Annotated in this window: 14 protein-coding genes; 8 read left to right on the forward strand and 6 right to left on the reverse strand. The window is 62.3% G+C overall.

Features of this window, described 5'->3' with window-relative positions:
- Positions 1–8: 8 nt before the first annotated feature.
- Positions 9–782, reverse strand: coding sequence for an ABC transporter ATP-binding protein (locus RB548_RS00995; protein ID WP_331373216.1), 774 nt, complete (start codon positions 780–782; stop codon positions 9–11).
- 275 nt (positions 783–1057) lie between these two features.
- Here RB548_RS00995 and RB548_RS01000 point away from each other — a divergent pair, with 275 nt between their 5' ends.
- From RB548_RS01000 to RB548_RS01035, 8 genes are all read left to right on the forward strand, one after another.
- Positions 1058–1672: a TetR family transcriptional regulator C-terminal domain-containing protein gene (locus RB548_RS01000; protein WP_331373217.1), complete on the forward strand. Its 615-nt coding sequence runs from the start codon at positions 1058–1060 to the stop codon at positions 1670–1672.
- Positions 1673–1863: 191 nt separating this feature from the next.
- Positions 1864–3054, forward strand: a complete 1191-nt coding sequence (locus tag RB548_RS01005; protein WP_331373218.1) for a pyridoxal phosphate-dependent aminotransferase — start codon at positions 1864–1866, stop codon at positions 3052–3054.
- Positions 3051–4664 (forward strand): 5-guanidino-2-oxopentanoate decarboxylase, encoded by a 1614-nt coding sequence (locus tag RB548_RS01010; protein ID WP_331373219.1) that lies wholly within the window; start codon positions 3051–3053, stop codon positions 4662–4664. Before RB548_RS01005 ends, RB548_RS01010 begins: the two co-directional genes overlap by 4 nt.
- Before the next feature lie 191 nt (positions 4665–4855).
- Positions 4856–5266 carry a hypothetical protein gene (locus RB548_RS01015; protein WP_331373220.1) on the forward strand — a complete coding sequence of 137 codons (411 nt, stop codon included), beginning with the start codon at positions 4856–4858 and terminating at the stop codon, positions 5264–5266.
- A gap of 114 nt (positions 5267–5380) precedes the next feature.
- A complete protein-coding gene (secD, locus tag RB548_RS01020; RefSeq protein ID WP_331373221.1) occupies positions 5381–7915 on the forward strand; it encodes a protein translocase subunit SecD in 2535 nt (844 codons plus the stop codon).
- A gap of 504 nt (positions 7916–8419) precedes the next feature.
- Positions 8420–8629, forward strand: coding sequence for a hypothetical protein (locus RB548_RS01025; RefSeq protein ID WP_331373222.1), 210 nt, complete (start codon positions 8420–8422; stop codon positions 8627–8629).
- A 259-nt stretch (positions 8630–8888) separates the two neighbouring features.
- On the forward strand, positions 8889–9344 hold the full coding sequence (locus RB548_RS01030; RefSeq protein ID WP_331373223.1) for an RrF2 family transcriptional regulator: 456 nt from the start codon (positions 8889–8891) through the stop codon (positions 9342–9344).
- A 146-nt stretch (positions 9345–9490) separates the two neighbouring features.
- Positions 9491–10501: a KpsF/GutQ family sugar-phosphate isomerase gene (locus RB548_RS01035; RefSeq protein ID WP_331373224.1), complete on the forward strand. Its 1011-nt coding sequence runs from the start codon at positions 9491–9493 to the stop codon at positions 10499–10501.
- A 7-nt stretch (positions 10502–10508) separates the two neighbouring features.
- Here RB548_RS01035 and RB548_RS01040 read toward each other — a convergent pair whose 3' ends face one another.
- The 5 genes from RB548_RS01040 to RB548_RS01060 all read right to left on the reverse strand — a co-directional run bounded on the left by RB548_RS01040 (position 10509) and on the right by RB548_RS01060 (position 23449).
- Positions 10509–11828 (reverse strand): capsule biosynthesis protein, encoded by a 1320-nt coding sequence (locus RB548_RS01040; protein WP_331373225.1) that lies wholly within the window; start codon positions 11826–11828, stop codon positions 10509–10511.
- A gap of 15 nt (positions 11829–11843) precedes the next feature.
- On the reverse strand, positions 11844–13436 hold the full coding sequence (locus tag RB548_RS01045; RefSeq protein WP_331373226.1) for an LTA synthase family protein: 1593 nt from the start codon (positions 13434–13436) through the stop codon (positions 11844–11846).
- Positions 13437–13600: 164 nt separating this feature from the next.
- Positions 13601–14404 carry an SDR family oxidoreductase gene (locus tag RB548_RS01050; protein WP_331373227.1) on the reverse strand — a complete coding sequence of 268 codons (804 nt, stop codon included), beginning with the start codon at positions 14402–14404 and terminating at the stop codon, positions 13601–13603.
- Between the two features lie 94 nt (positions 14405–14498).
- Positions 14499–15914 (reverse strand): aminotransferase class I/II-fold pyridoxal phosphate-dependent enzyme, encoded by a 1416-nt coding sequence (locus tag RB548_RS01055; protein WP_331373228.1) that lies wholly within the window; start codon positions 15912–15914, stop codon positions 14499–14501.
- The gene (locus RB548_RS01060) at positions 15911–23449 is read right to left on the reverse strand and encodes a type I polyketide synthase (protein WP_331373229.1); all 7539 of its coding nucleotides are present in this window, start codon (positions 23447–23449) and stop codon (positions 15911–15913) included. The genes RB548_RS01055 and RB548_RS01060 overlap by 4 nt, the downstream gene beginning before the upstream one ends.
- Positions 23450–23672: the final 223 nt, after the last annotated feature.

Raw genomic sequence — 23672 nt, forward strand, 5'->3', positions numbered from 1 at the left:
TGCGGAATTCAGTGAATGGAGCTGATGAACCTCTTGAGCCTCTCGGATCTCGGCGCACCGAAGATCGCCTCGGGCGACCCCTGTTCTTCGATGACGCCGTTGTGCAGGAAGACGATGTGATTGGCGACGTCGCGGGCGAACTTCATCTCGTGAGTGACGAGGATCATCGTGCGCTTTTCGCGCGCGAGATCGCCGATGACGGAGAGCACTTCGCCGACGAGCTCCGGATCGAGGGCCGAGGTCGGCTCGTCGAAGAGCATCACCAGCGGCTGGATCGCCAGCGCCCGGGCGATCGCCGCCCGTTGTTGCTGGCCGCCGGAAAGGAAGGCCGGATAGGCATCGCGTTTCTCGTAAAGGCCGACCCGGCGCAGCAGCGTTTCGGCCGTCTCGATCGCCTCGGCCTTCGATTTGCCGAGCACATGCACCGGCACTTCGATGACGTTTTGAAGAATGGTCATGTGCTGCCAGAGATTGAAACTTTGGAAGACCATGCCGAGCTCGGTGCGGATTCGCTGCACTTGCTTGCGATCGGCGGGCATCAACCCGCCATGGCCGTCTGACTTCATGCGGATTTCTTCGCCGTGAACGCTGACGCGCCCGGCCGACGGCAATTCCAGCATGTTGATACAGCGAAGAAGGGTGGATTTGCCAGAGCCGCTGCCGCCGATGATCGCGATCACGTCGCCCTGTCGGGCCGTAAGCGATACACCTTTCAGCACTTCCAATGGCCCGAAACGCTTGTGCAGGTCAGTGACCGCGATTGCCTGGGCCGTACCCGTCATCGACGCGCCACTCCCGTGGCTCGAAGAGCTTTCCGTGAAAGCATGAAAACAGTTCCCCTGGTCGTTCTCTCGTGCAGCATCTTCGGCTTGTCACGCTGTTTCATTGGGGGGGAATGTTGCACTTGTGCCGATATTATTCAAGCGTATAATAACCCCATCGCGGTTTTTTTGGCCGCGCTGACTGAACAGGCATCACCGCAGGAGCAACGCATGAGGCGATCCGGTTCGCTGACACTGACGATCTGGTTCCGCGGCGCTGCGTACTGGAGGTTGCAGTGAATCGCCGCACATTTCACCGCGCTCCCGAGGGCGAGCGGCGCCAGGAACTAATCGAGGCGACGCTCGATTGCATCTCGGAATTCGGCCTGAAGGGCGCGACCGTCCGGCAGATCGCGATCCGCGCCGGCGTGACGGCGGGGCTTGTCCGCCACTATTTCGATTCCAAGGACCAGATGGTCGCGGAGGCATACCGTGCCGTCATCGCGTCCCTCACCGAGAAGGCACAGAATGTCGAGGGCGATCCTGCGACGCGGCTAAGGGAATTCATTGCTGTCAACTTCACCGAACCGGTTGCCGACAGCCGCAGCGTCTCTCTCTGGGCAGCCTTCATCAGTCAGGTGCGGGTCGATCCGGTCCTCGCAGAGATTCACCGCGAAGGCTATCTTGCCTTCCGCAACACGTTGCAGGAACTGCTGAGCGAATTTCTTGCCGCCAAAGGCAGACCCGCAAGCGAGGAGGAGTGCCGCCGCCATGCGATTGCGATCAACGGCCTCATAGACGGGCTTTGGGTCGAAGGCTGCCTTGCCGGCGACCTCTTTCGCGACGGCGAACTGGTCAGCATTGCCATGGCCTCGGTCGAGGCCGTCCTCGGCCTGCCGATAGAAAACTAATGCATGTCTCCCAAAAGTGTGCAGCGGTTTTGGGTTAACGACATGCATAAAAACAAAGGCACGTCGCCCAAAAGTGTGCAGCGGTTTTGGGATAACGACATGCACAAAATCAAAGGCATGTCGCCCAAAAGTGTTCAGCGGTTTTGGGTTAACGACATGCATAAAAACAAGGATCAAAAGGGAGCAAACATTTGCGCTACGCGTCGATCACCTCACGTCTTGCTGATCTCGGCTCCGGTAAATGGACGTTGCACATCCGCGCGCGCCAACTGAAGGCAGAAGGGGCCGACATAATCGAGCTGACGATCGGCGAGCCGGATCTGCCGCCCGCCCGCTCCCTGCTTGACGAATGCCAGCGTGCCATGAATGCGGGGCGGTACCGCTACTCGAACGGGCGCGGCGAACCAGCCGTCGTCACTGCTCTCACCGAAAAATACCGACGGCGCCGCGCTGATGTGACTGCCGAAAACGTCCTGTGCTTTCCGGGCACGCAGACGGCGCTCTTTGCCGTCATGCTGGGCCTCGTCGAGGCCGGCGACGCCGTGCTCGTCGGCGATCCGCTCTATGCTACCTATGAAGGCGTCATCCGGTCCACGGGTGCCCACCATGTCCTCGTTCCGCTGAAACCCGAATTCGGTTTTCACATGCGGGCGGAGGATCTGGAAAAGGCGATCACGCCGGAATGCCGTGTGCTGCTCCTCAACACACCGCACAATCCGACCGGTGCGGTGCTGACCGCCGCCGAGATTGCCGCCATCGGCGAAGTCGCCCGTCGCCACGACCTCTGGATCGTCTGCGACGAAGTCTATGAGGAACTGGTCTTCGATGCCGCGTTCGCGTCGCCCTTCGACAATCCCGATCTCGCCGAGCGCACCGTGGTCGTCTCTTCCATCTCCAAGTCGCATGCCGCACCCGGCTTTCGCAGCGGCTGGGCGGTCGGTCCCGTCGAATTCGCGAATCGTCTCCTGCCGATCTCCGAAACCATGCTTTTCGGCGTGCAGCCCTTCATCGCCGATATGACGGCTTACGCGCTGACGCACGAGATCGACACGGCGAAAAGGATGCGCGAAGCCTACAAGCGGCGTGCCGGGCGTATCGTTGACGGTCTTGCCGACGCGCCGGGCGTCTTTGTCCTGCCGCCGGAAGCAGGCATGTTCACGCTGATCGACGTCTCGGGCACCGGCCTGTCCGGCGAGGCGTTCGCCTGGGCGCTTCTCGAAGAGGAAGGCGTGGCGGTGATGCCGGGTTCTTCGTTCGGCGAGGAAGCGCAGAATTTCCTGCGCGTGAGCCTCACCGTTCTCGATTCCGATATTGACGAAGCATGCCGGCGCATCAACGCCCTTGCGGAACGCTTGACCGCCCGCAAGGAGCGCCGCGCATGACTGCTGAAATGAAAACCGTAGGCGAGGTCCTTGTCGATCTCCTCGAGGCAAACGGTGTCGAAGTCGTGTTCGGCATTCCCGGCGTGCATACGGTCGAGCTCTATCGCGGACTTGCATCATCGAAGATCCGCCATGTCACGCCGAGGCATGAGCAGGGCGCGGGCTTCATGGCCGACGGATATGCCCGCGTCAGCGGCAAACCAGGTGTTGCGCTCGTCATCACCGGCCCCGGCCTCACCAATACCATCACGGCGATGGCGCAGGCTCGCCAGGATTCGATCCCGATGCTCGTCATTTCCGGCGTTAACCGTCGTGATTCGCTCGGCCATGGCCGCGGCCTGCTGCATGAGTTGCCCGACCAGCACGGGATGATGAAGACGCTGGCGCTTTATTCCCACACCTTGCTTAACCCCGCCGACTTGCCGCTGGTGGTGGACCGGGCCTTCGCAGTCCTGCTTTCCGGGCGGCCCGGGCCAGTGCATATCGAGATTCCGACCGACGTGATGGCTCTGCCGATCGAGAGCAAGCCGCCGCGACCCGCCGCTGCGACCCGCCCGCGGTCAGACAGCGAAACCTTGCAGAAGGCGGCGATCCTGTGCGCCGACGCCGCCCGCCCGGTGATCCTGTGCGGGGGTGGTGCGCTGACGGCGGAGGCGGAAGTGCAGCAACTCGCCGAGCTGATCGGCGCGCCGGTGGTGACGACCGTCAACGCGCGCGGCATGCTTGCAGGCCATCCCCTGAGGGTCCCGGCGAGCCCGAGCTTGAAGGCCGTTCGCGCCCTGCTGCGGGCCGCCGACCTTGTCTTGGCGCTCGGCACGGAGATGGGCCAAACGGACTACGATCTTTATGCCGATGGCGGCTTCCCGGAACTCCGTAATCTCGTCCGTACCGACATCGATGCCGCGCAGCTTGCCCGCGGGCCGCAGGCAGCACTTTCGATTCTGTCGGGCGCAAAGATGGCGACGGCGGGCATCCTGGGCTTTCTGCCCGGCCATGTGGCTGCAAAAGACGGCGCAGAGCGTGCGGAATTGGCCCGCAAGGCAGCGCTGAAGGAATTGTCCGCCAAGATGCGTGCGGAAGTGGCCGTCATCAACATGATCTATGGGGCACTTCCGGATTGCACGATTGTCGGGGACTCAACGCAAGCCGTCTACGCCGGCAACCTGTATTGCGATGCGCCGCGGCAACGGAGTTGGTTCAATTCCGCGACCGGTTACGGCGCGCTGGGTTATGCGCCGCCGGCTGCGGTCGGCGCGGCCGTGGCGGATCGCAGCAAGCCTGTCGTCTGCATCGTCGGTGACGGCGGCTTCCAATTCTCGCTGGCCGAGATCGGCTCGGCCGTCGATGCCGCGGCCAGGGTGATCTTCCTCGTCTGGAACAATGACGGCTATCAGGAAATCGAGTCCTACATGGTCGATTCCGGTATCACCCCGGAAGGCGTGAAGCCCTCCGCTCCGGATTTTCTGATGACTGCCGGGGCCTATGGTGTCCCGGCCGAGCGGCTGGCCGATGTCCGCGATCTGCCGCGCGTGCTCGCTGTGGCCGCTGCGCGATCCGGACCCTCGCTGATTGAAATCCATCAGGCAAAGACCGTTGGCGTTACTGCCTGACAGAGCAACGAGCCGAGCCGGATTTGACTTTTCCGCCTCGGAATGGTGTTAAGAGCGCCGCACGCTCGAATCCGGCCATGTTCTTTCGCTAGGCTGTAGTAGTCGGGCTGAATTTCGTCTCGCCGGCATCCCGGTCGAGAAAAAGGCCGATCGAGAAAAAGGGCCGGTCGAGAAAAGGGATAGAGTCCTCGATGGACCTCTTGGGTGGTGGCAGCAAGAGCATGCAGGCCAGCCGGCTCCTTGCCGTGCTGTGGCTATTCTGCGCCTCCTTTGCCATGCAGGTCATTGCCGTTGGGCAGAGTGTTTCGAGCCGCGCCGCAGGTGCGCCGACCGGCAACGTTGCTGTGCCGGACACCGGTTCCTCCGATCGTCCGACAGTGCGGCAGGGTTCCAGGGCCGTTACCTTGCCCGATCTCCGTTTCGTCGGCGAGCGGGCGGATGGAAAATCGACCACCGGGGGCGATCTCCCACCGGTTCTTCCCTTTGACTTCGCCAGCTTGCCTGCCCTTAACAACGCTCGACCGCCGTCGGTTCCGAAAGCGGACGTCGTAGCAGGAGCGCCGTTTTTCAGCGAACGCATTCGCGCTCCACCCCAGGCATAAAGCATCCTTCAGTGTGTTTGGTGGGCCGGCGATCTCCGGTCCGCCGGAGTTTTGATGAAAACCTGACCCGGACGCCGCTGGTTGAGCGCGTTCAGGCGTTTACGGAATTTCCAAATGCGTACATCCAGATGGGCGGTTCTCGCCTATGTCGCGATCATAATCTTCGGATGCCTCGCGGCGGTGCCGAGCGTTCTGCCGCAAGCCATGAGAGAGCAATTCACGTCGGTCCTGCCCTTCAAGCCGGTCACTCTCGGCCTCGATTTGAGGGGCGGCTCGCACCTCGTTCTCGAGGTCGACGGCGCCGGCCTGCAGAAGGCGCGGCTCAATACGCTTCTTGACGATACCCGCCGGGTTCTCCGCGGCGAACGCGTTTCCGCCTCGTCGGCGCGCATCAGCGGCAACGCCGTAACGGTCAGCATCGCGGATGCGGCCGATCGCGAAAAGGTGCTGCCGAAGCTGCAGGAGCTGGCGACGCCCGTCGGCGCGATCGGCTTCGGCGGCGCCGCTCCCGAGGTCGAGGTGACGACGAACGGCGACGTGGTAACGCTCGCGATCACCGAGGCAGGGCTTGCCGACCGCATGACCAAGGCGGTCGAGCAGAGCCTGGAAATCATCCGCAACCGCGTCGACCAGGTCGGCGTGGCCGAGCCACTGATCCAGCGCGTCGGCTCGAACCGCATCCTCGTCCAGTTACCTGGTCTGCAGGATCCGACCCGTCTGCGCGAGCTCCTGGGCTCCACGGCGCAGATGAGCTTCCACATGCTCGATCAGACCGTGGACGTCACGCAGCCGGCACCGCGCGGCGTCGACATCCTTCCTGGCGCCAATGACGGCAACCGCTATCCGGTCGAAAGCCGCGTCGCCATTTCCGGCGAGCGTCTCGACGATGCCAAGGTCGGCTTCGACCAGCGTACGAACCAGCCGGTCGTGGACTTCACCTTCGATTCGCTTGGCGCCCGCCAGTTCGCTGAGATCACGCGCGAAAATGTCGGCCGTCCCTTCGCAATCGTCCTCGACGGCAAGGTGCTGACCGCACCGGTCATCAACGAGCCGATCCTCGGCGGCCGTGGCCAGATCAGCGGTAATTTCACCGCTCAGGAGGCAACGGTTCTTTCCGCGCTCCTTCGCTCGGGTGCGTTGCCGGCGCCGCTCACGATCATCGAAGAGCGTTCGGTCGGCCCGAACCTCGGCAGCGATTCGATCCGCATGGGTCTCTACACCGGTCTCGCCGGCTTCGGCCTCGTCGTCGCCCTCATGGTCGTCCTCTATGGCGCCTGGGGCATGATCGCCAATGTCGGCCTGGTCCTGCACACAGCCCTGACGATCGGCGTTCTCGGCATGATCGGCTCGACGCTCACCCTGCCCGGCATTGCCGGTATCATTCTCGGCATCGGCATGGCCGTCGACGCCAACATCCTTATCAACGCGCGCATCCGCGAAGAGACCGAAGGGGGCGCCGGCGCGATGAAGGCGCTGGATGTCGGCTTTAACAAGGCCTACGCGACGATCCTCGACTCCAACGTCACCACGCTCTCCGGCACGGTGCTCCTGTTCTGGCTGGGCAGTGGTCCGGTTCGCGGGTTCGCCGTCACCATGATGCTCGGCATCATCATCTCGATGTTCACGTCGGTCACCGTCGTGCGCCTCTTGATGCGCGAGGTCGTCGTCCGCCGCAAGATGAAGAAGCTGGAGATTCCGTCGCTCTTCGGCGGCGTCCCGCACCTGCCGACCATCTCCTTCATGAAGCGCCGCTTCCAGGCGATCGGCTTCTCCGCCTTCCTGTCGATCAGCTCGGTCGTCCTGTTCTTCACGCCGGGCCTTAACTACGGCATCGACTTCGTCGGTGGTATCCAGGTCGAAGCAGCGGCCAAGGAGAAGATCGACCTGCCGACGCTGCGCCACGGGCTCGAGGCGCTCAATCTCGGCGAGGTCGCCCTGCAGGACTTCGGCGGGGGCCAGTCCGTGCTCATCCGCGTCCAGCGGCAGCCGGGTGGCGAGCAGGAGCAGACGGCGGCGCTGAACCGGATCAAGGATGCGGTGACGGCGTCCGTTCCGGGCGCGACCCTGGAGCGGACCGAGGTCGTCGGGCCGACGATCAGCGGCGAGTTGCAACGCTCGGGCTTCCTTGCCGTCGGTCTCGCGATGGTGGCGATCCTGCTCTACATCTGGTTCCGCTTCGAATGGCACTTCGCCGTCGGCGCGATCGCGGTGCTGTTGCTCGACATCACCAAGACGGTGGGCTTCTTCGCGCTTACCGGCGTGGACTTCAACCTGACGGCAATCGCCGCACTGCTGACGATGATCGGCTATTCGGTGAACGATAAGGTGGTCGTCTACGACCGCATGCGTGAAAACCTGCGCAAGTACAAGTCGATGCCCTTCTCCGATCTCATCGACATGAGCATCAACCAGGTGATTGCGCGATGCATTTTCACCTCGATGGCGACGGCCCTTTCGCTGGTGCCGATGGCGGTCTGGGGCGGCGAAACGGTGCGCAGCTTCGCTTGGCCGATGATCTTCGGTGTCATCGTCGCCACAACCTCGTCGATCTATATCGGTGGGCCGATCCTGCTGTTCCTGAGCCGCTGGTGGAAGGATCGCGAGGCCGCTCGCACCGCGGCGCAGCAGCCGGGAACGCCATCCGCGTGATCCGATCACAAATGGCAAAACCAAAAAGGGGCGGCCGGCCGGCCGCCCCTTTTTCGTCCGAAAGTACTGTCTTTATACCAGTCGTCCCTTGCAGATTGATTCGTCGCTACCTAGATAGCGTCGGAGTCCCACCGGGGACGACAAAAATAGAATTGTCGCCATGACGGTTCAAAACAGGATCGGAGAGAATTATTTTTCTCCTCTTTGTTTTTGGAATTGACTAATTTGGTAGATTATTCTAGTTTGCGAACCGTGATGCGGCAGGAGTCCGCCTCACATTGTTCATGAACCGCCGCGGCGCGATGCGCCGGGCCCAGCCAAAGGAGAGTGACATGTCCGGAATCGTCTCGACCGCCGCTTTCTGCGGCTCGCGTTCCTATTGTCGTGCAACAGTGAAACGTCACCTTCGCGCACTTCGCCGAATGTGACCGTCCGAACTTCCAGAATTCACCTTTTGCCGAGAATCGAATGATCCGCGCTGCGAGGCGTGGAGGAGCGTATTACATGAGCAAGCAAGTTATCGAATATGGCGGCGAGGCCGTCGGTGTTGTTGTCCCTGACGAGGACCGGTTGAAGTTTTTGGCCGTGAAGTATCACGTCTGGGACTTGGACGCGCAACGTTTCCGCTCTGCCGATGAAGCGCGTGCGGCCATCGGCCGCCTGCTCGCCGGCCAGAGTGCCCGCAACCATCAGGTTGGCATTGCAGCGGCGTGACCTACTGCATGTTTCGTTAAATCGTGAAAAAACATGCAGCGATTCAAAGTGCTACAGCGCCCTTTGCGCGTCCGATAAGACGCGCGGCGCTGTAGCGTCCGTCGCAATGCGGCAATAAATCCATCAATTTCGAATTTCATCCTCCCGAATTGTCGACCAAAATTGTGTACTGGCGACGCGTTTCTTGTGTTATGCCAAGACGAGATGTGTTGCTGCCAACGGTCCCGGCGTTCGGGGACCGGGAGGAGAATTTCTGGGAATGCTGACGAAGAAAGGCAAATACGGCCTCAAGGCCCTCGTCGACCTGGCGCGGCTCGAACCTGGCGAGACCGCTTTCATCAATGAAATCGCCCTGCGCAACAACATTCCGAAAAAATTTCTCGACACAATTCTGCTCGAATTGCGCAACGCCGGCATGCTGCGTTCCAAGAAGGGACCGGGTGGCGGCTATTCGCTTTCCCGCCCGGCATCGGAGATTCGCATCGGTCACGTCATACGCACGCTTGACGGCCCCCTCGCACCGATCCGTTGCGCCAGTCGCACGGCCTATGAGGTCTGCGAGGACTGCAGCGACCCCGAGACCTGTCGTGTACGGATATCGATGACGACCGTCCGTGACGCGATGGCCTCCATCCTCGATTCGATGACGCTTGCGGAATTTGCGGGTGATGGCGAGCTGCCGCACGAGGTTATCGAGGAAAAGCGTGCGGGCTGACGGTCGAGCACGGCCGGTTTCAGTGCAAACAGGCGCAAATAGACTTGGTTTGCCAAGAAAAAGCGCTTATCAGCCTTTTATATGCTTCGACTGCCGCTGAAACGGCGGGCTTTCGGACAATTTCGTCGCGGAAACTAGGGTCAACGATGGGCTTGAGACAAGTGAAAGCGGATGGGCAATCCCGTTCCGCCATGCTGGATTCGATCGGCAGGACGCTGACGACCGCAACCAATGGGATCAAGGCTCTCGCCGATCACCTGACGACGGATGAAGCCTTTGCGCGCAGCCTTGTCGATGCGATCGAATTGATCGGCGACAGCGAGGGCCGGGTCGTCGTGTCAGGCGTCGGCAAGAGCGGGCATATCGGCCGCAAGATCGCGGCGACCATGGCGTCCACCGGTACGTCCGCCTATTTCGTCCATCCGACCGAGGCGAGCCATGGTGATCTCGGCATGGTCACGTCGCAGGATGTCCTGATCCTGCTTTCCTGGTCGGGAGAGACTGCCGAGCTTGGCAACATGCTCACCTACGCCAAGCGCTTCAAGGTGCCGGTCATCTCGATCTGCGCCAATCGCGACAGTATTCTTGCCCGCAATTCCGAAATCGCCCTGGTGCTGCCGAAGGTTCCGGAAGCCTGCCCGCACGGCCTTGCTCCCACGACGTCGGCCATGCTGCAGCTCGCCGTCGGAGACGCGTTGGCGATCGCGCTCCTGGAGCGTCGCGGCTTCTCGGCTGAAGATTTCAAGACATTCCATCCCGGCGGCAAGCTCGGCGCACAGTTGCGCCTCGTGCATGAACTTGCGCATGTGGCGGAACAGGTGCCGTTGCTGTCGGTCGGCCGTCCGATGAGCGAAGCGGTCATCGAGATGTCGTCGAAGGGATTTGGCGTCGTCGGCATTGTCGACGAACGGGGTGCGCTGATCGGCGTGATTACCGACGGCGACCTGCGCCGCCACATGGCAGGCGACCTGCTGCTTCAGCCGGTCGAGGACGTGATGTCGCACAATCCGAGGGTCGTCAAAGGCGACGTGCTTGCCAGCGTCGCCATGGAGTTCATGCAGGAACACAAGGTGACGGTCCTGTTTCTCGTAGACGACGCCGGACTCCCGATCGGCATCCTCCATATCCATGATCTCTTGCGCGCCGGCGTGGCGTGATCGGGCTCTAGCGACTGGCAAAGGCGGCGGGCAGTGTGCTTTTCGCCGGCTTTCGCCGGGGCGGAGGGTCGACGAAAGCCCCGGGCTCGTTGACGACGCCCCGATGCAAACGCTCCGCGATCGCGTTTGCGCCGGCGCTGGTGCCTGCGCTTGAATAGAAATTGCCACGGACCTGGATGGCCGCGGCCATCAATCTGAACAAGGCCATGCTCAAGTCCGGATCAGGCGCTTGCGGGGACAGCCAGAACGCGTCGAGCGGCTGCTGATCGGTCAGCCCCGCAATGTCGAATACGGCACTGCCGAGCACTTTTACGGGCTTGCCCTGCTTCAACGCATGCAGGCCGGCGGTCGAGTTGACCGTAACGACGCCCGCGCTCCCCAGCACCAAAGCGTCCAGATTGCCGCCATCGAGAAAGGTGACACGGTCTGCGATTCCCATCTTGCCGGCTTCTTCAACGACGATCTTGCGCCAGCGGATGAGGCCGTTGTCGAGTGGATGGGTCTTGATTGCCAGTTTGATGGCTGCGGGTGCGTGGCGCGCGAAGGAGGCAAGGATCGCGCGGATCGCCTCCGTCTGGCTGTTAAACGGCGAGTGCGCACGCAGTTGATAGTCGGTCTCCAGTTGCAGCGGATAGACGAAATAATCGCTCGCCTCCGAGGTTAGCGAGCGGATGAGGGCACCGGCTGCCCGTTGTCGCCGGCTCTGCGTGCTGAGGCGCAAGAGCCACCCCGCATATTCCGCTAGGGGATGAAAGATCCCGTGTCGGCGATAGCCCGGAAAAAGAAACCAAAGGAAGACGTTCGGAAGATTGTAAAGCAGATCGTAGGCTGCTTCGGCGAGGAAAGACTGTTCGTAACGCCGCCGCCAGTCCGGTTCCGGCAGGCCAGCAGCCGCTCGCAGGATCTGGTCCGGCTCGACCGGAAAATGCGAATTGGACGACATGCCGCCGCGCTCCAGCGTCAACCAGTCCGGGCGCAAATAGCCCATCTCCACGATGAAGACGGCAACGCCTGTCTGGCGGGCTGCGGCGATCGCGGCGTTATGGCAGGGGCGCTCTTCGCCAAGCAGCACCAGGTCGCTGACGGCGTGGCGCCGAATAAAGGCCTCAACATAGGTCGGCCACGCCGACATGGAGCCGCGATAATTGAAGGCGCCCCCGCGTCGCCAGAAGATCTGGTCGCCGACGTTGAGGTTGATGCGCAGACAGGTGTGGCCCAATGCCTCGAGCCGGGTGGCGATCTTGGCAAAGATCGGCGACGAGGGGCCCTGCAGAAACAGGAACGTCCGTGGTGTCGAGCTATTGATCGTCGTGTCCGCTGCTGTCATTGTCAGTCGCCGCCGCTATTGCAGCGTGTCCTTCTGCAGGTTCGCATGTCTGAGCAGCGACCGTATCAGGTTCCATGGGTCCTCGTCCTGGGGTGCTTTCGCACCGGATTGGGCGGGGCGGGCCTTGGCGAGCGGCACGATGAAATAGTCCGTGCGGGGATCCGGGAAAGGGTCCGCAAAGGATTTCAGAAGAGGCGCATGGTCGCCGTAGAAGACGAGCCACACAGGACGCTCAAGCTTGTTGAGACGGTTGACCAACTGCTTGAGGGCGGCATCCGACTGCTGCAGGATTGCCATATAGATATCGACCGGGTTCGTGAGCGTACCCACGCGGCCGGGCTCCCATGGCCCGTGATTGGCCATGGATGCGACGAAGAAAAAGCCGCTCTCGTCTTCCGGCAGTTTCTCCGCTTCCGCGATCACTCTCGCTGTCAGCGTCGCGTCGGAGACATAGAGCCCGTCGCGCTCGGGCTTGTGGTCGAAGGCGTCCAACATGGTGAGCTTGTCGAAGCCAAGCTGCGGCATTGCCTTGTGCCGGAGAAAGAAAGTGCGGTCGTAGGGGTGGATGAAGTGTGTTTGCCAGCCGGCGCGTTTCAATTTGCCCGGCCAGACGACGTCCGCATAGTGGGAGGCGCGCAGATAGGGATAACTCGCATCGACATGGAGATCGTCCGGGACAAGTCCGCTCAGCACTGCAAATTCGGTGCGCAGGGTGTAGCCGCCCTCGAACACATTGCCGAGGCGGCCCCACTGCACCGCCTGCTTGCGCAGCCGGTCGATCGTCGGCAGCTTGATCGTGTCGACGCCGAAGTGGCGCATGTCGATGAAGGATTCCGATTGCCAGACGACGATCAGCGGGGCTTCTTCGTGCCCGATAAGATCCAGCACGGCGGCGCGAAGCCGTTCAGAGATTTCGGCGACGATTTTTTCACGTTTCACGCCCAGCCATATGATGAAATGGAAGACGACGGAGGCAAACGTCCCGAAGCGCACCGTATTCATCTTGACGTTGATGGCCCTGACGAGCTGCTGCACGAGAGCCGCTGTCGGTCGGTTCACCGGACCGTAAAACAAAAGCCCCCAGGGCGCGCTGGCAACGAGGATCATCAGCAGGATCCAGAACAGCTTGCCCTGCTCGGGCAAGATGCTCGGCTCGAAATACATGTAGAGCGCGGAAACGCCGAACACGTAAAGGAAAGCGACGATCCAGAACAGGATATTCAGCGAAGTCGCGTAGAAGATCGTCTTGTATTTGAAGACGTCCGCAACGAGGGCGATGTCCGAGAATACCAGCGGCTCGCGGATGAACTTGAACTTCGCGCGGGAAATGCCGGTGAAGATGATAAAGAAGCTCATGACGCCGGCAGCGGCATAGAGCGGCCGCCAGGAAATCGCGAAAAAACCGGCAAAGACGAGCGCTATAACCGGCAGGCGCGCAAGGATGTTGGCAATATCCTGATTGCGCCCATAGGGAGGCCTGTTCCTCCTGCGCTCGCGCGCCGGCAGCGCAAAGCGATCCGTGAAGAAAATCACGGCGCAGGACAGGAGATAGCAAAAAAGGGTCAGCGCCGCCGGATAATCATGGAGATGAAAGGAAATTTGCGGCAAACGGTTACCTTCAGGCCAATCGGTCGCGCCGCGTCCTCCTACAGCGCCGCGCGTCCAATCGGACGTGCTAAGGTCGCTGTAGCACTTTGAAATGCTGCACGGCAATCGCCCGACACTTAGAACCTATCTCCGATCGGTACAAGCGCGGTCGGGGATATCGGCGGTCACCGTCCACTGTGGCGTGCGATCGTCCGATCGAGCCACCAGTTGATGAATGGCCTGGCGGCCGGGCCGAACCGGCCGAGCAGGAACAGGGTCGCGCCGAAGTAAACTTCGAAACGTCCCCTGCCGATGCCTTCGGCAATCCTGCGGGCGACCGCATCCGCCGGCCATGGCCGGACAGTTCCCATCACCGCATTTGCCTCGCGCGGGCGCAGAGAGAGTTCGCGCTTGAACTGCGGGGTTTCCGTGTCCGGCGGGAAGCTCACCGATATCTGCACATTATGCCTTCGCGCCTCGCTGCGCAGCGCCTGGGCAAAACCGTGAAGCGCGAATTTTGACGCGCAGTAGGCCGAATAGCCATAGATGCCGATGAGACCGGCGCCCGAGGAGATCATCATGATCTTTCCTCCACGCCGTCGCTTCATGTCCGCATAGACGGCGCGCACTGCGTGCACCGTGCCCGAAAAATTCGTTTCCATCTGTCGGCGGAAGGCTGTGCTTGGCTGTTCCTCGAAAGGCGCCGGTTCGACGATGCCGGCCGAGGTCACGAGAATGTCGCAGGGGCCGAAGGTTTCGATGCAGCGCCGAATGGCCGTTTCGATTTCTTCCTCCCGGGCAACGTCGGCTGCTTCCACCTGGACATCTCCGGCCTTTGCGCCATGCTCCGAGAGGAGCTTTTGCCTGGCCTGCTCCAGAAGATCACGGGAGCGCGCGATGAGAGAGAGCCGTGCGCCGCGGCTCGCGTAGACGGAGGCAAGTGCCAGGCCTATGCCGCTCGAGCCACCGGTGATGATCACATGGGTCATGCTGAGGTTTCCGCCTGCGGCTCGGGAGCAGAGGTTTGTAGAGAATTCCGGAAACGCGTGTAACGGTTCTCTTGGAATTGCGTAAGAAATGATCCTACCGCGCCGACAGCGCCTTCAACATCTGTTCGATATCGACTCCACCAAGCCCGAAATTCCGTTCAGTCAAATCCTTGAGGCGCTCGGCGGTGAGCGCGACGGTACGGCGGATCTGCTCTTCGGTGTGATCACTGGTGATGAAGAAGCGCAGCCGCGCCAATCCTTCCGGTACGGCCGGATGGATGATCGGCAGTACGTTCACTCCGGCCGCGAGCAGATCGTTGGAAAGCTGCACCGCGCGGAGCGAATCGCCAACGATGACCGGAACGACCGAGAAGCCGCCGCTCAAGCCGGTATCGAGGCCAGCTTCCTTGGCAAGCTTGAGAAACAGGCCGCCGTTGCGCCTGAGCGCCGCGGTGCGTTCGGGCTCGCGTTCGAGGATATCGAGGCTGGCGACCGCCGATGCGCCGAGCACCGGTGCCAGGCCGACGCTGTAGACGAAGCCGCCGGCCGATGCCTTGAGCACCGCCGCCAATGCTTCGCTCCCGGCAATATAGCCGCCGCAGCTCGACGTCGTTTTCGACAGCGTTCCCATCCAGATGTCGATCTCGTGGGGATCGACGCCGAAGTGTTCGGCCAGACCCTTGCCGTGCCGCCCAAGAACACCGAGAGAATGGGCCTCGTCGACCATCAGCCAGAAGCCATATTCGGCCTTGAGCTTCAACAGCGCGGGAAGGTTCGCGACATCGCCGTCCATCGAATAGATGCCTTCGACGATGACCATGATGTGACGGTATTCGCCGGCAACGGTACGAAGCACATGCTCGAGATCGGTCGTGTCGTTGTGCTTGAAGAGACGGCGCGTAGCGCCGGAAAGCTTGATGCCGGCAAGCGCGCTGTTGTGGATGAACTCGTCATGGATGACGAGGTCCTTTGGTCCCATCAGGCAACTGATGGCGGCAACATTGGTGAGATAACCGCTGACGAAACAAACCGCCGCGTCGACGCCATAGAAGCGAGCAATCTTTTCCTCAAGCTCGACATGCACGGGCCGCTCCCCGGCAACAAGCCTGCTTGCGGAAGCGGAAATCCCGAAGTTGCCGATCGCATCGCGCGCTCTATCGAGCACGTGGGCGTGGCGGTTCAGCCCGAGGTAATCGTAGGAGGCGAAATTGATCATCGTGCGACCGTCGATCACGGTCGTCGCGCCGGCTGCCGTCTGGTGTGCCCGATAGAAGGGATTGGCAATACCCAACTGCTCGCTTGCGAATTTTTGCGTGAGCACCTGCTTATATTCGGGAAGATCCTCGAAGCGCGCCTGGCGGCGACGGGGAGGGGCCGGCAGCTCCCGTTCCGAGCGCGCCACGCGGTTGCGCTCGGACGATTGGTGCGTGTTCCTCATCCTGTCCAGCAGGTTCTCCTTGAGGCTGCTGTTCATCTTGGAGAAGGTCTGGCCGTTTCCGTCGTTGCTCATTGGCTCAGTGCTTTTTCCCTATCAGCCCCGACGTGGCGCTGTGCAAGTTCGCTCACAAGCCGGTCATCGGCCGCCTCGCCATCGTTGCCCTGGTCTCGCTTGCTTACCTTTTCATAGAGTTTGCGCGCAACATCGCCCACCGTCGTATTGTCGGCGACGCCGCTCAAGGGCATGTCGAAACCGGTGTTCTGCTGGAAGCTCATGCCGAGTTCCACCGCCATCAGGCTGTCCAGACCGATTTCCTTCAGGATCTTGCCACGGGTCACTGTATCTTTCGACACGCGAAGGATTGCGGCGATCTCGCCTGCCACCAGGTCGAACAGGATGTCTTCCGCTTCCTGCGGTGACTTCCCCTCGATCATCGCGACGAGGTCCATCTTCGCGCCCTCGGCACCGGAAGAATGCTGATCCGCGCTGCGTAGGATCACCTCGAAGAGCGCATTGCGGGCGACCGGCAGGTTGCGCGCGGCCGTCCAGTCGATCTCCGAAATCATAACGACCGCCGCATCGACGGTGCCGGGATCCGAGGCCATGTGGCTTTCGACCATGTCCAGCGCCACCTGGGCCTTCAAGGCGGTCTTGCCGATGCGCTTGGCCAGAAGATCGTTCACGTCGGTGTTTTGCACGAGATAACCGGCGTCGGCGATCGCGCCGAAGCCGACGGCGAGACCCGCCAGGCCCTCCGCGCGTCGGGCGCGGGCAAGGCCTTCGAGATAGCCGTTGGCTGCGACATAGTTGGCCTGTCCGGGGTTACCGACCAGGGTCGTTGCCGAGGAGAACAGGATAAAGTTGTCGAGTTGATCGTTACGCGTCAGCCGGTCGAGGATTGCTGCGCCCTTGGCCTTCGTATCGATCACGGGCCGGTTGCGCTCGCGGTTGAGATTGCTGATCAGGGCGTCGTCCAGTACCATCGCCGCATGGACGACGGAACGCAGCGGCACCTCGGCGCGAAGCGTCGCAAGAAGCCCGTCGACCGCGGCAGCGTCGGTGATGTCGCAGGCATGGAGCGAAGCAGACACGCCCGCCTTCTTCCAGTGCGCGAGCACCGCGCTCGTCTCGGCGTCCGCCTGACCGCGGCGCGAGCACAGTGCGATCCTGCGTGCACCCTTTTCGACCAGCCAGTTGGCGGCTGCGAGGCCGAAACCGCCGATGCCGCCGACAACGAGATGAACGCCGTCCGCATCCACCTTGACTCCCTTATGCGTCTTCACGGCGATTTCGTGCTTGCCGGCGACCGGCGGCAGGACGACGATCTTGCCGATGTGCCCGGCATTCTGCATCAGACGGAAGGCGTTGCCGATTTCATCGAAATCGAAGGCCCGGTAGGGGAGCGGCGTCAGCTTGCCTTCCTCGAAAAGCGCCCCGATTTCCATGAAGATGCGTTTGGTGAGCGCGGGCGCGTTGACCAGAAGCTGGTCGGCATCGATGCCGAAATAGCTGACATTGCGCCGGAACGGCCGCAATCCGATCTTGCTATCCGCGTAATAGTCGCGCTTGCCGAGTTCCAGGAACCGACCGAAAGGCTTCACCAGCGCGAGGCTTTGTTCCATCGCCTCGGCGAACAGCGAGTTGAGCACCAGGTCGACGCCCTCTCCGCCGGTGACGGCGCGCACGTCGTTGACGAAACCGAGCGACCGCGAATCGAAGACATGATCGGCACCGAGCATCGCCAGGAAGCGCCGTTTTTCACGCGTTCCAGCCGTCGCTATGACCTTGGCGCCCTTGAGCTTGGCGACCTGGAGCGCGGCCAGGCCGACGCCGCCTGCAGCGCCATGGATGAGGATCGTCTCTCCGGCCTGGATGCGGCCGAGCTCGACCATCGCGTAATAGGCCGTGAGGAAAGCGACCGGCACCGTGGCAGCGGCCACGGGGCTGATGGTTCGCGGCAGTTTTGCAACGCCCGCGCGGGAAACGACCGCGTGCGTCGAGAATGCCGAAGATGCGATCGCCATGACCGCGTCGCCGACGGCAAGGTCGTCGACCCCTTCGCCGACCGCCATCACATGGCCCGAAAGCTCCATGCCGATCGTCGCGCCGGCAAACCCGTCCTCGAGCGCTTCCTCGGGAAGAAGGCCCATTGCCCACATGACGTCGCGGAAGTTCAGCCCCGTTGCCGCAACCGCGACGACGATCTCGCCCCTTCCGGCCTGCGGTACGTCAGCTTCCTCCCAGGCGATGCTCGCAACCTGCGAGCTGACGCGCTGGCGGATGGTCGCTGCCGCGAAGGCACTTGTCTTGCCTTCCGTTCTGACGGCGGGGCCGGGGACGGCGCGGATTTCCGAGAGCAATCCAGTGGCCTTGTCCAGCAACCATTCACGATTTGAACCGGACACCGTCAACAGCGGCAATGCCGACGCGATGCCATCCTCCAGGCTCGCCTTGTCGGGACCACCAAGGTCGAGCGAATGGACATCGAGGAATTCGTACTCGTTCTGAAGAACGCGAGCGAACGCCCAGAGGCCGGAATTCACCCCACTGAGCGCAACGCCACTTGCGTCAGAAGTAACCGGCGCGCCGCCCGGAGCAACGAGCACCAGGCGAGCGCGGTCGTCGACTGACGCGTCAGCGCCGGCGAGATGCTGCCTCAGTGCTTCGGCGAAGGCGCTCAGCGCAAGCACATAAGTCTGCAGCGAGGCGGAATCGGTTTCGCCCGCACGACCCGTCGCGGGCGAAACGAGCACCGCGCGAACAGGATTCTCGCCCATTGTACCGAGCGCCGTCTGCAGTGTCGCAACGTCCACGGCGATGTCGCCCACGAGCGAAACTGGTACGGCGTGGCCAGGCATCGACGCGGTGTCGTGGGGCGTACCTTCCACTTGGATGATCAGGTAGGGGCCGGAAACGGCCTTGTTCTCCTGCACCGGCTCGCCGGATGTTGTCGTCGCGGTCGCGCCGCGGGCCTCGAGCAGAATGATGTTGCCGTGTGCGCACTCATGGTCCGCGACGTCGATATCGCGCAGTCCGAGATCCGAAAGACATTTCTGCCAATGCGATACGGCAGCAAGATTGCCGATCGGGAACTCAGCCGTCTGACTGCGGGCAAACCAGCCGTCGGACAATCCGAGAGCGAAGTCACCGAAGACGGAGGGCGCACTGACGGCTGCAGCGAGGGCGCCGCCTTCGCGCAGCATCGCGCGCAATGCAGTGCGCAGCGCGACTTCATCCTCGATCAGCTGGTAAAGATTGTCCGAGGCGCTGACGGCGAGGTCGAAGGGCGCGATCGCCGCGAATTCGCTTTTCTTGAGAATGCGCACATGCGCATCGTTCTCGAACGCGATCTCAAGGTTGCGCTGCGCGTTGTCGCGCGGTTCGGCGACGACCAGGTTCGCGCCATGACGCGCCGCGAGGTCAGCGAGCCGACGCGTGAAACCCGTCGACACGCTTCCGAATTCGACAACGCGCAAGGGGACGCCGGTGGTTTGCGCAGTCAGTGCCCGTTCCGCCGCGCCGAGCACCCGCTCCATGCGCTGCCGGCTCGCAACGGAATGCACGGCCTGGTGGTCGAGCGTCGCGTCGCTGATGAAGCCCGCGAAGGACGGAGAGTGGTCGCCATCCGGCCCCGCGGCGAAGAGCGCGTCAAGCCGGCTTAAGGCTTCGGCGTGGGCATTGTTGATAAGCACGGCTTCGACCGCACGGTCGGGACGCTCGCCATAGAGTTCGCCGAGGATTTCGGCCACGGCCGGAAGGCTGAACTCCCGCGCGACCGTCCAGACACCATTTTGATGTTCGCTGAGCCCGGCGTCCTCCAATACGTAGAGGCAGCTTGTCAGGAAACACTGGAAGGCGAAGTCGCCGGGCAGGGCATCGCCGCGGATCGTGGCGCCCCCCCTTGCAAGCTTCAGCGCGATTTCCTGGCAGGCGCGGTAGATCGCAGCGTTGAACAGCAGGGTCGCGTTGTCCACGCTGTCGTCGCCACCGGCGGGCGCCGTCAGCAAGGACGGCATGGGTGCGGCCCGCTTGGCGTCGGCCGGCGTCGTCTCGGAGAGCACTGTCTCGTAGTGGAAGGAAAGCCCGTCCAGCGTCTTGTGCTTGCGCAAATAGGTGCGGCGGAAACGGCAATCGTCGAAATGTGCGATCGCTTCGCCCGACTTGTCGAAGAAATGGAACCTTGCCTTAATCGAATTGGCGCTGACGCGCTCGATCTCGATCGTTGCACGGGCAATCGGCCGGCCGGCATTGACGACATGCACGGAGCCGAAGCGAACCGGAATGTAGGGTGCGCCGCCCTTGTCGCCCGTAAAGCGGTCGAAGAGCGCAACGAGCCCATGGAACGTGGCGTCGACCGAGATTGGATGGAGGGAATAGGTGACGAGCGGGTGCCCGGCCGCATTCGGCGCCTTCAGTTCGACTTCGATGACCCGGTCGCCGTATGCGACGGCCTTTGAAAGCAACTGGAAGCTCGGACCATAGTCGAGCCCGAATTGCTTCGCCGTATCGTAGGCTTTCGCAGGATCGACACTTGCCGTTTTCGCCATTTTGGCGAAGGACGGAGAGGCATTGTTTTTTCCGGGCACGGGCTTGCGGCTTCGCGCCACGGCATGCACCGTCCAATCGTCCTCCGAGAGGCGCTCGCGCGAGCGGATCTCGATGTCGCCCGTCTCTGGCGACAGGATGGTCGACAGCTCCATGATGCGGCTGTCATTGAGCTCCAGCGGGCGAACGATCTCCATATTGGTGATCTCCACCTCGTCACTGCCGTAGTACTGCTGTGCGGCGGAAACCGCCACTTCGATGAAGCCGCTACCCGGCAATATCGGTTTGCCGTCGACGACATGCTCCGCCAGATCCGGGAAGAGGTGCGCGTCGACGTGGTTCTTCCAGCTTCCGCTGTTCGGATCGCTGCGCCAGCCCGTCAGGCGATAAGGCCGGGCGGCACGGCCGAAGAGGTCGGTGGAATCGGTCGTGGCCGCAGGCCGCAGCTCGACCGGTTCGAAGGGCAGCGCCGGCAATTCGACGAAAGCGTTGCGCTTGCCATAGACGCGGGGCCGGTCGACCGCCGCACCGTGCGCGACCGCGCGCGCCATCGACGCCGAAATCGGATCGTGACCGCTCTCGCCGACGTCGCGGAGCAATGTCGGGACGACCGCCGCCGGGAAGGCGGCCTGCTTGATCGTTTCCTTGACATAGGATGCCAGGATCGGGCGCGGGGAAATTTCGATGAAAAGCCGGCAGCCGAGTTCGAGCGCCGCCTCCGCTGCGGCCTGGAAGCGGACCGGTTCGCGGACGTTCTTCCACCAATAGTCCGGGTCGAGCTGCGTTCCCTCAAGTGCCGCGCCGGTTACGGTCGAGAGATAGGTCAGCTCTGTCCGCCGCGGGGCAATGTCCGGAATGTCGGAAAGGAACGCCTGCTTTGCCTGGTCGATGACCGGATGGTGGAACGGGTAGTTGATGTCGAGGATCTGGACCGGGATCTTGGCCTTGCGCGCGGCGTCGCGGAAAGCGGAGATTTCGTGCGCCGGACCGGACATGGTGACCGAATTATGCGCGTTGACGGCTGCGACGCAGAGCTCGTTGAGACCGCGGGCCTGCGCGAAAGCCTGGGCCGCGTCCTCGCCAAGCATCGCGGCCGCCATCGTTCCCTGGCCCGCCAGGAGATCCTGATGCAGCGACCGCTTGGCAACGATCGACACGGCATCGACGAGCGACAGGGCGCCGGCCGCATAGGCGGCTGCAATCTCGCCGACCGAGTGGCCGAATACCGCAGCCGGCTTGATGCCCATCGCGACCAGAGAATCCGAGAGAGCAGCCTGCACAGCGAAAAGCAGCGGCTGCGCGATCTTCGTATCCGAGAGCTTCTTGTCGAGCTCCGGATCCGTCAGTAGGTCGGTCAGGACGATGTCGGAATGGAACTTGAAGAGCGCGCTGACGGACGTGAAGGACTGACGGAAGTGCAAGTTCTCGCGGAAGGCTTCGACGCCCATGCCGGCCCATTGAGAGCCGTTGCCCGAAAAGACGAACGCGACCTTTGCATCCTTCACCGGGGCTTCGCCCACTTCGCCGATGTCGGAGCGGGGCTTGTCCAGATGGCTGGCGATTGCACGCACGATATCTTCGGGGTGATCGCTGCGCGCCGCGAAGCGATGGCGCATATGGGTGCGGTTGGCGCCGGAGGCGGCGATCATCGCGCGCGTCTCTTCCTTCGACGCGCTCGCAAAGCTCGCCTTGTACTCCTTCAACAGGTTCTCGAGGCTCGACGCCGTGTGGGCGCTTGCCATGAACACGTGACCGGCCGACGAAGGCGCGGCTTTCTCTTCCTGTGCCGTTTCCGGATCGCTGATGACCACGTGCGCGTTGGCGCCGCCGAAGCCGAACGAGTTGATGCCGGCAAGCCGTGCACGCTTGCCCTTGAGCAGTTCGATCGGGTTGGCGGTGACGCGAACGTTCAGTCCGTCGAAATCGATGTGTTCGTTCGGCGTATCGAAATGCAGCGACGCCGGCAGGTAGTTGTGCTCAAGCGCCAGGATGGCTTTCATCATGCCGAACAGACCGGAGGCCGGCTCGGTGTGACCGATATTGGACTTGATGGAGCCGATCGGCACCGGCGCCCTGCGTTTGGCGCCAATGACGGTGCCGATGGACCATACTTCCGCCGGGTCGCCTACCTTTGTTCCGGTCCCGTGGCCCTCGACGAAGGCGACCTGGTTGGCGTCGATGCCGTTGCCTTCGTAAATGGCCCTGAGCAGATTGGCCTGCGCCTCGCGCGAAGGAAGCGAAATGCCATTGGTCCGGCCGGCGGAATTGACGCCGGTCGCCACGATCCTGGCGTAGCTGCGGTCGCGTTCGCGGCGCGCCCGGTCCGAGCGGCGCAGGATGAAGACGACGCCGCCCTCGGCGCGCACATAGCCGGCGCCGTCGTTGTCATAGGCCCGGCAGAGGCCTTCCGGCGACAACATCCGCGCCTGGGCGAAGCCGACGAAGGGAAGGGGGTGGGCAAGAATATTGACGCCGCCGACGATCGCGGTGTCGATCTCGCCGGCGCTGAGAGCCCGCATCGCCTGATCGAGCGCCACGAGCGAGGAGGAACAGGCGGTATCCACCGTCATGCTCGGCCCGCTCAACCCGAAGATGTGGGAGATGCGGTTTGAGACGATCGACAGCGTGTTGCCGGTCATGAAATAGGGACCGGCGGCGGCCGGATCTTCGACCGTCAGGTTGGCGTGGTCGAGGCTCGACGCGCCGACATAGACGCCGACATTCTCGCCATGGAGGGACGCCATGGAAATATTGGCGTCTTCAAGCGCGCGCCAGGCGAGCTGCAAGAGCACACGCTGCTGCGGGTCCATGTACATGGCTTCCCGCTGAGACATGCCAAAGACGGCCGGATCGAAATCATAGATTTGATCGAGCACACCGGCCGCAAAGGAATAGGTCTTGCCTTGCACGCCCATGACGGGATGCCAAAAGCGAGCCAAATCCCAGCGGTCCGAGGGAACACTGGATACGGTGCATTTGCCCTGCCGAAGAATCTTGAACAGCGCCTCCGGCGATTTCGCTCCGGGGGCAAGGCATGCACGCCCTATGATTTCAACAGTCATGTATGATCGAACGCTCTAAACTGCCGTTAAAATTGTCCTAGCCAATTGCCGTGCCAAACGTAAATTGCAATTGGCGAGAGTACCGATTTGTTATTTTCCCCGATTTTATTCGTCTAGCCGTCCCCGCTGTATTAGTGAGCTTTTAACTCAAAGTACCTAGCTTTCAACCCCAAAGGCTTAGATACACAGGTTGCAAGGCCCCTTCCAGACAATTACCGCGACG

Origin of the sequence: Sinorhizobium chiapasense (genome assembly GCF_036488675.1) — a bacterium.
GTDB classification, from domain to species: domain Bacteria; phylum Pseudomonadota; class Alphaproteobacteria; order Rhizobiales; family Rhizobiaceae; genus Sinorhizobium; species Sinorhizobium chiapasense.

What these genes read in the sequence shown, in the direction of transcription:
- RB548_RS00995 (WP_331373216.1), bottom strand. Translation starts at nt 782, where the DNA reads ATGACGGGTACGGCCCAGGCAATCGCGGTCACTGACCTGCACAAGCGT.
- RB548_RS01010 (WP_331373219.1), top strand. Translation starts at nt 3,051, where the DNA reads ATGACTGCTGAAATGAAAACCGTAGGCGAGGTCCTTGTCGATCTCCTC.
- RB548_RS01015 (WP_331373220.1), top strand. Translation starts at nt 4,856, where the DNA reads ATGGACCTCTTGGGTGGTGGCAGCAAGAGCATGCAGGCCAGCCGGCTC.
- secD (WP_331373221.1), top strand. Translation starts at nt 5,381, where the DNA reads ATGCGTACATCCAGATGGGCGGTTCTCGCCTATGTCGCGATCATAATC.
- RB548_RS01025 (WP_331373222.1), top strand. Translation starts at nt 8,420, where the DNA reads ATGAGCAAGCAAGTTATCGAATATGGCGGCGAGGCCGTCGGTGTTGTT.
- RB548_RS01030 (WP_331373223.1), top strand. Translation starts at nt 8,889, where the DNA reads ATGCTGACGAAGAAAGGCAAATACGGCCTCAAGGCCCTCGTCGACCTG.
- RB548_RS01035 (WP_331373224.1), top strand. Translation starts at nt 9,491, where the DNA reads ATGGGCTTGAGACAAGTGAAAGCGGATGGGCAATCCCGTTCCGCCATG.
- RB548_RS01040 (WP_331373225.1), bottom strand. Translation starts at nt 11,828, where the DNA reads ATGACAGCAGCGGACACGACGATCAATAGCTCGACACCACGGACGTTC.
- RB548_RS01050 (WP_331373227.1), bottom strand. Translation starts at nt 14,404, where the DNA reads ATGACCCATGTGATCATCACCGGTGGCTCGAGCGGCATAGGCCTGGCA.
- RB548_RS01055 (WP_331373228.1), bottom strand. Translation starts at nt 15,914, where the DNA reads ATGAGCAACGACGGAAACGGCCAGACCTTCTCCAAGATGAACAGCAGC.
- RB548_RS01060 (WP_331373229.1), bottom strand. Translation starts at nt 23,449, where the DNA reads ATGACTGTTGAAATCATAGGGCGTGCATGCCTTGCCCCCGGAGCGAAA.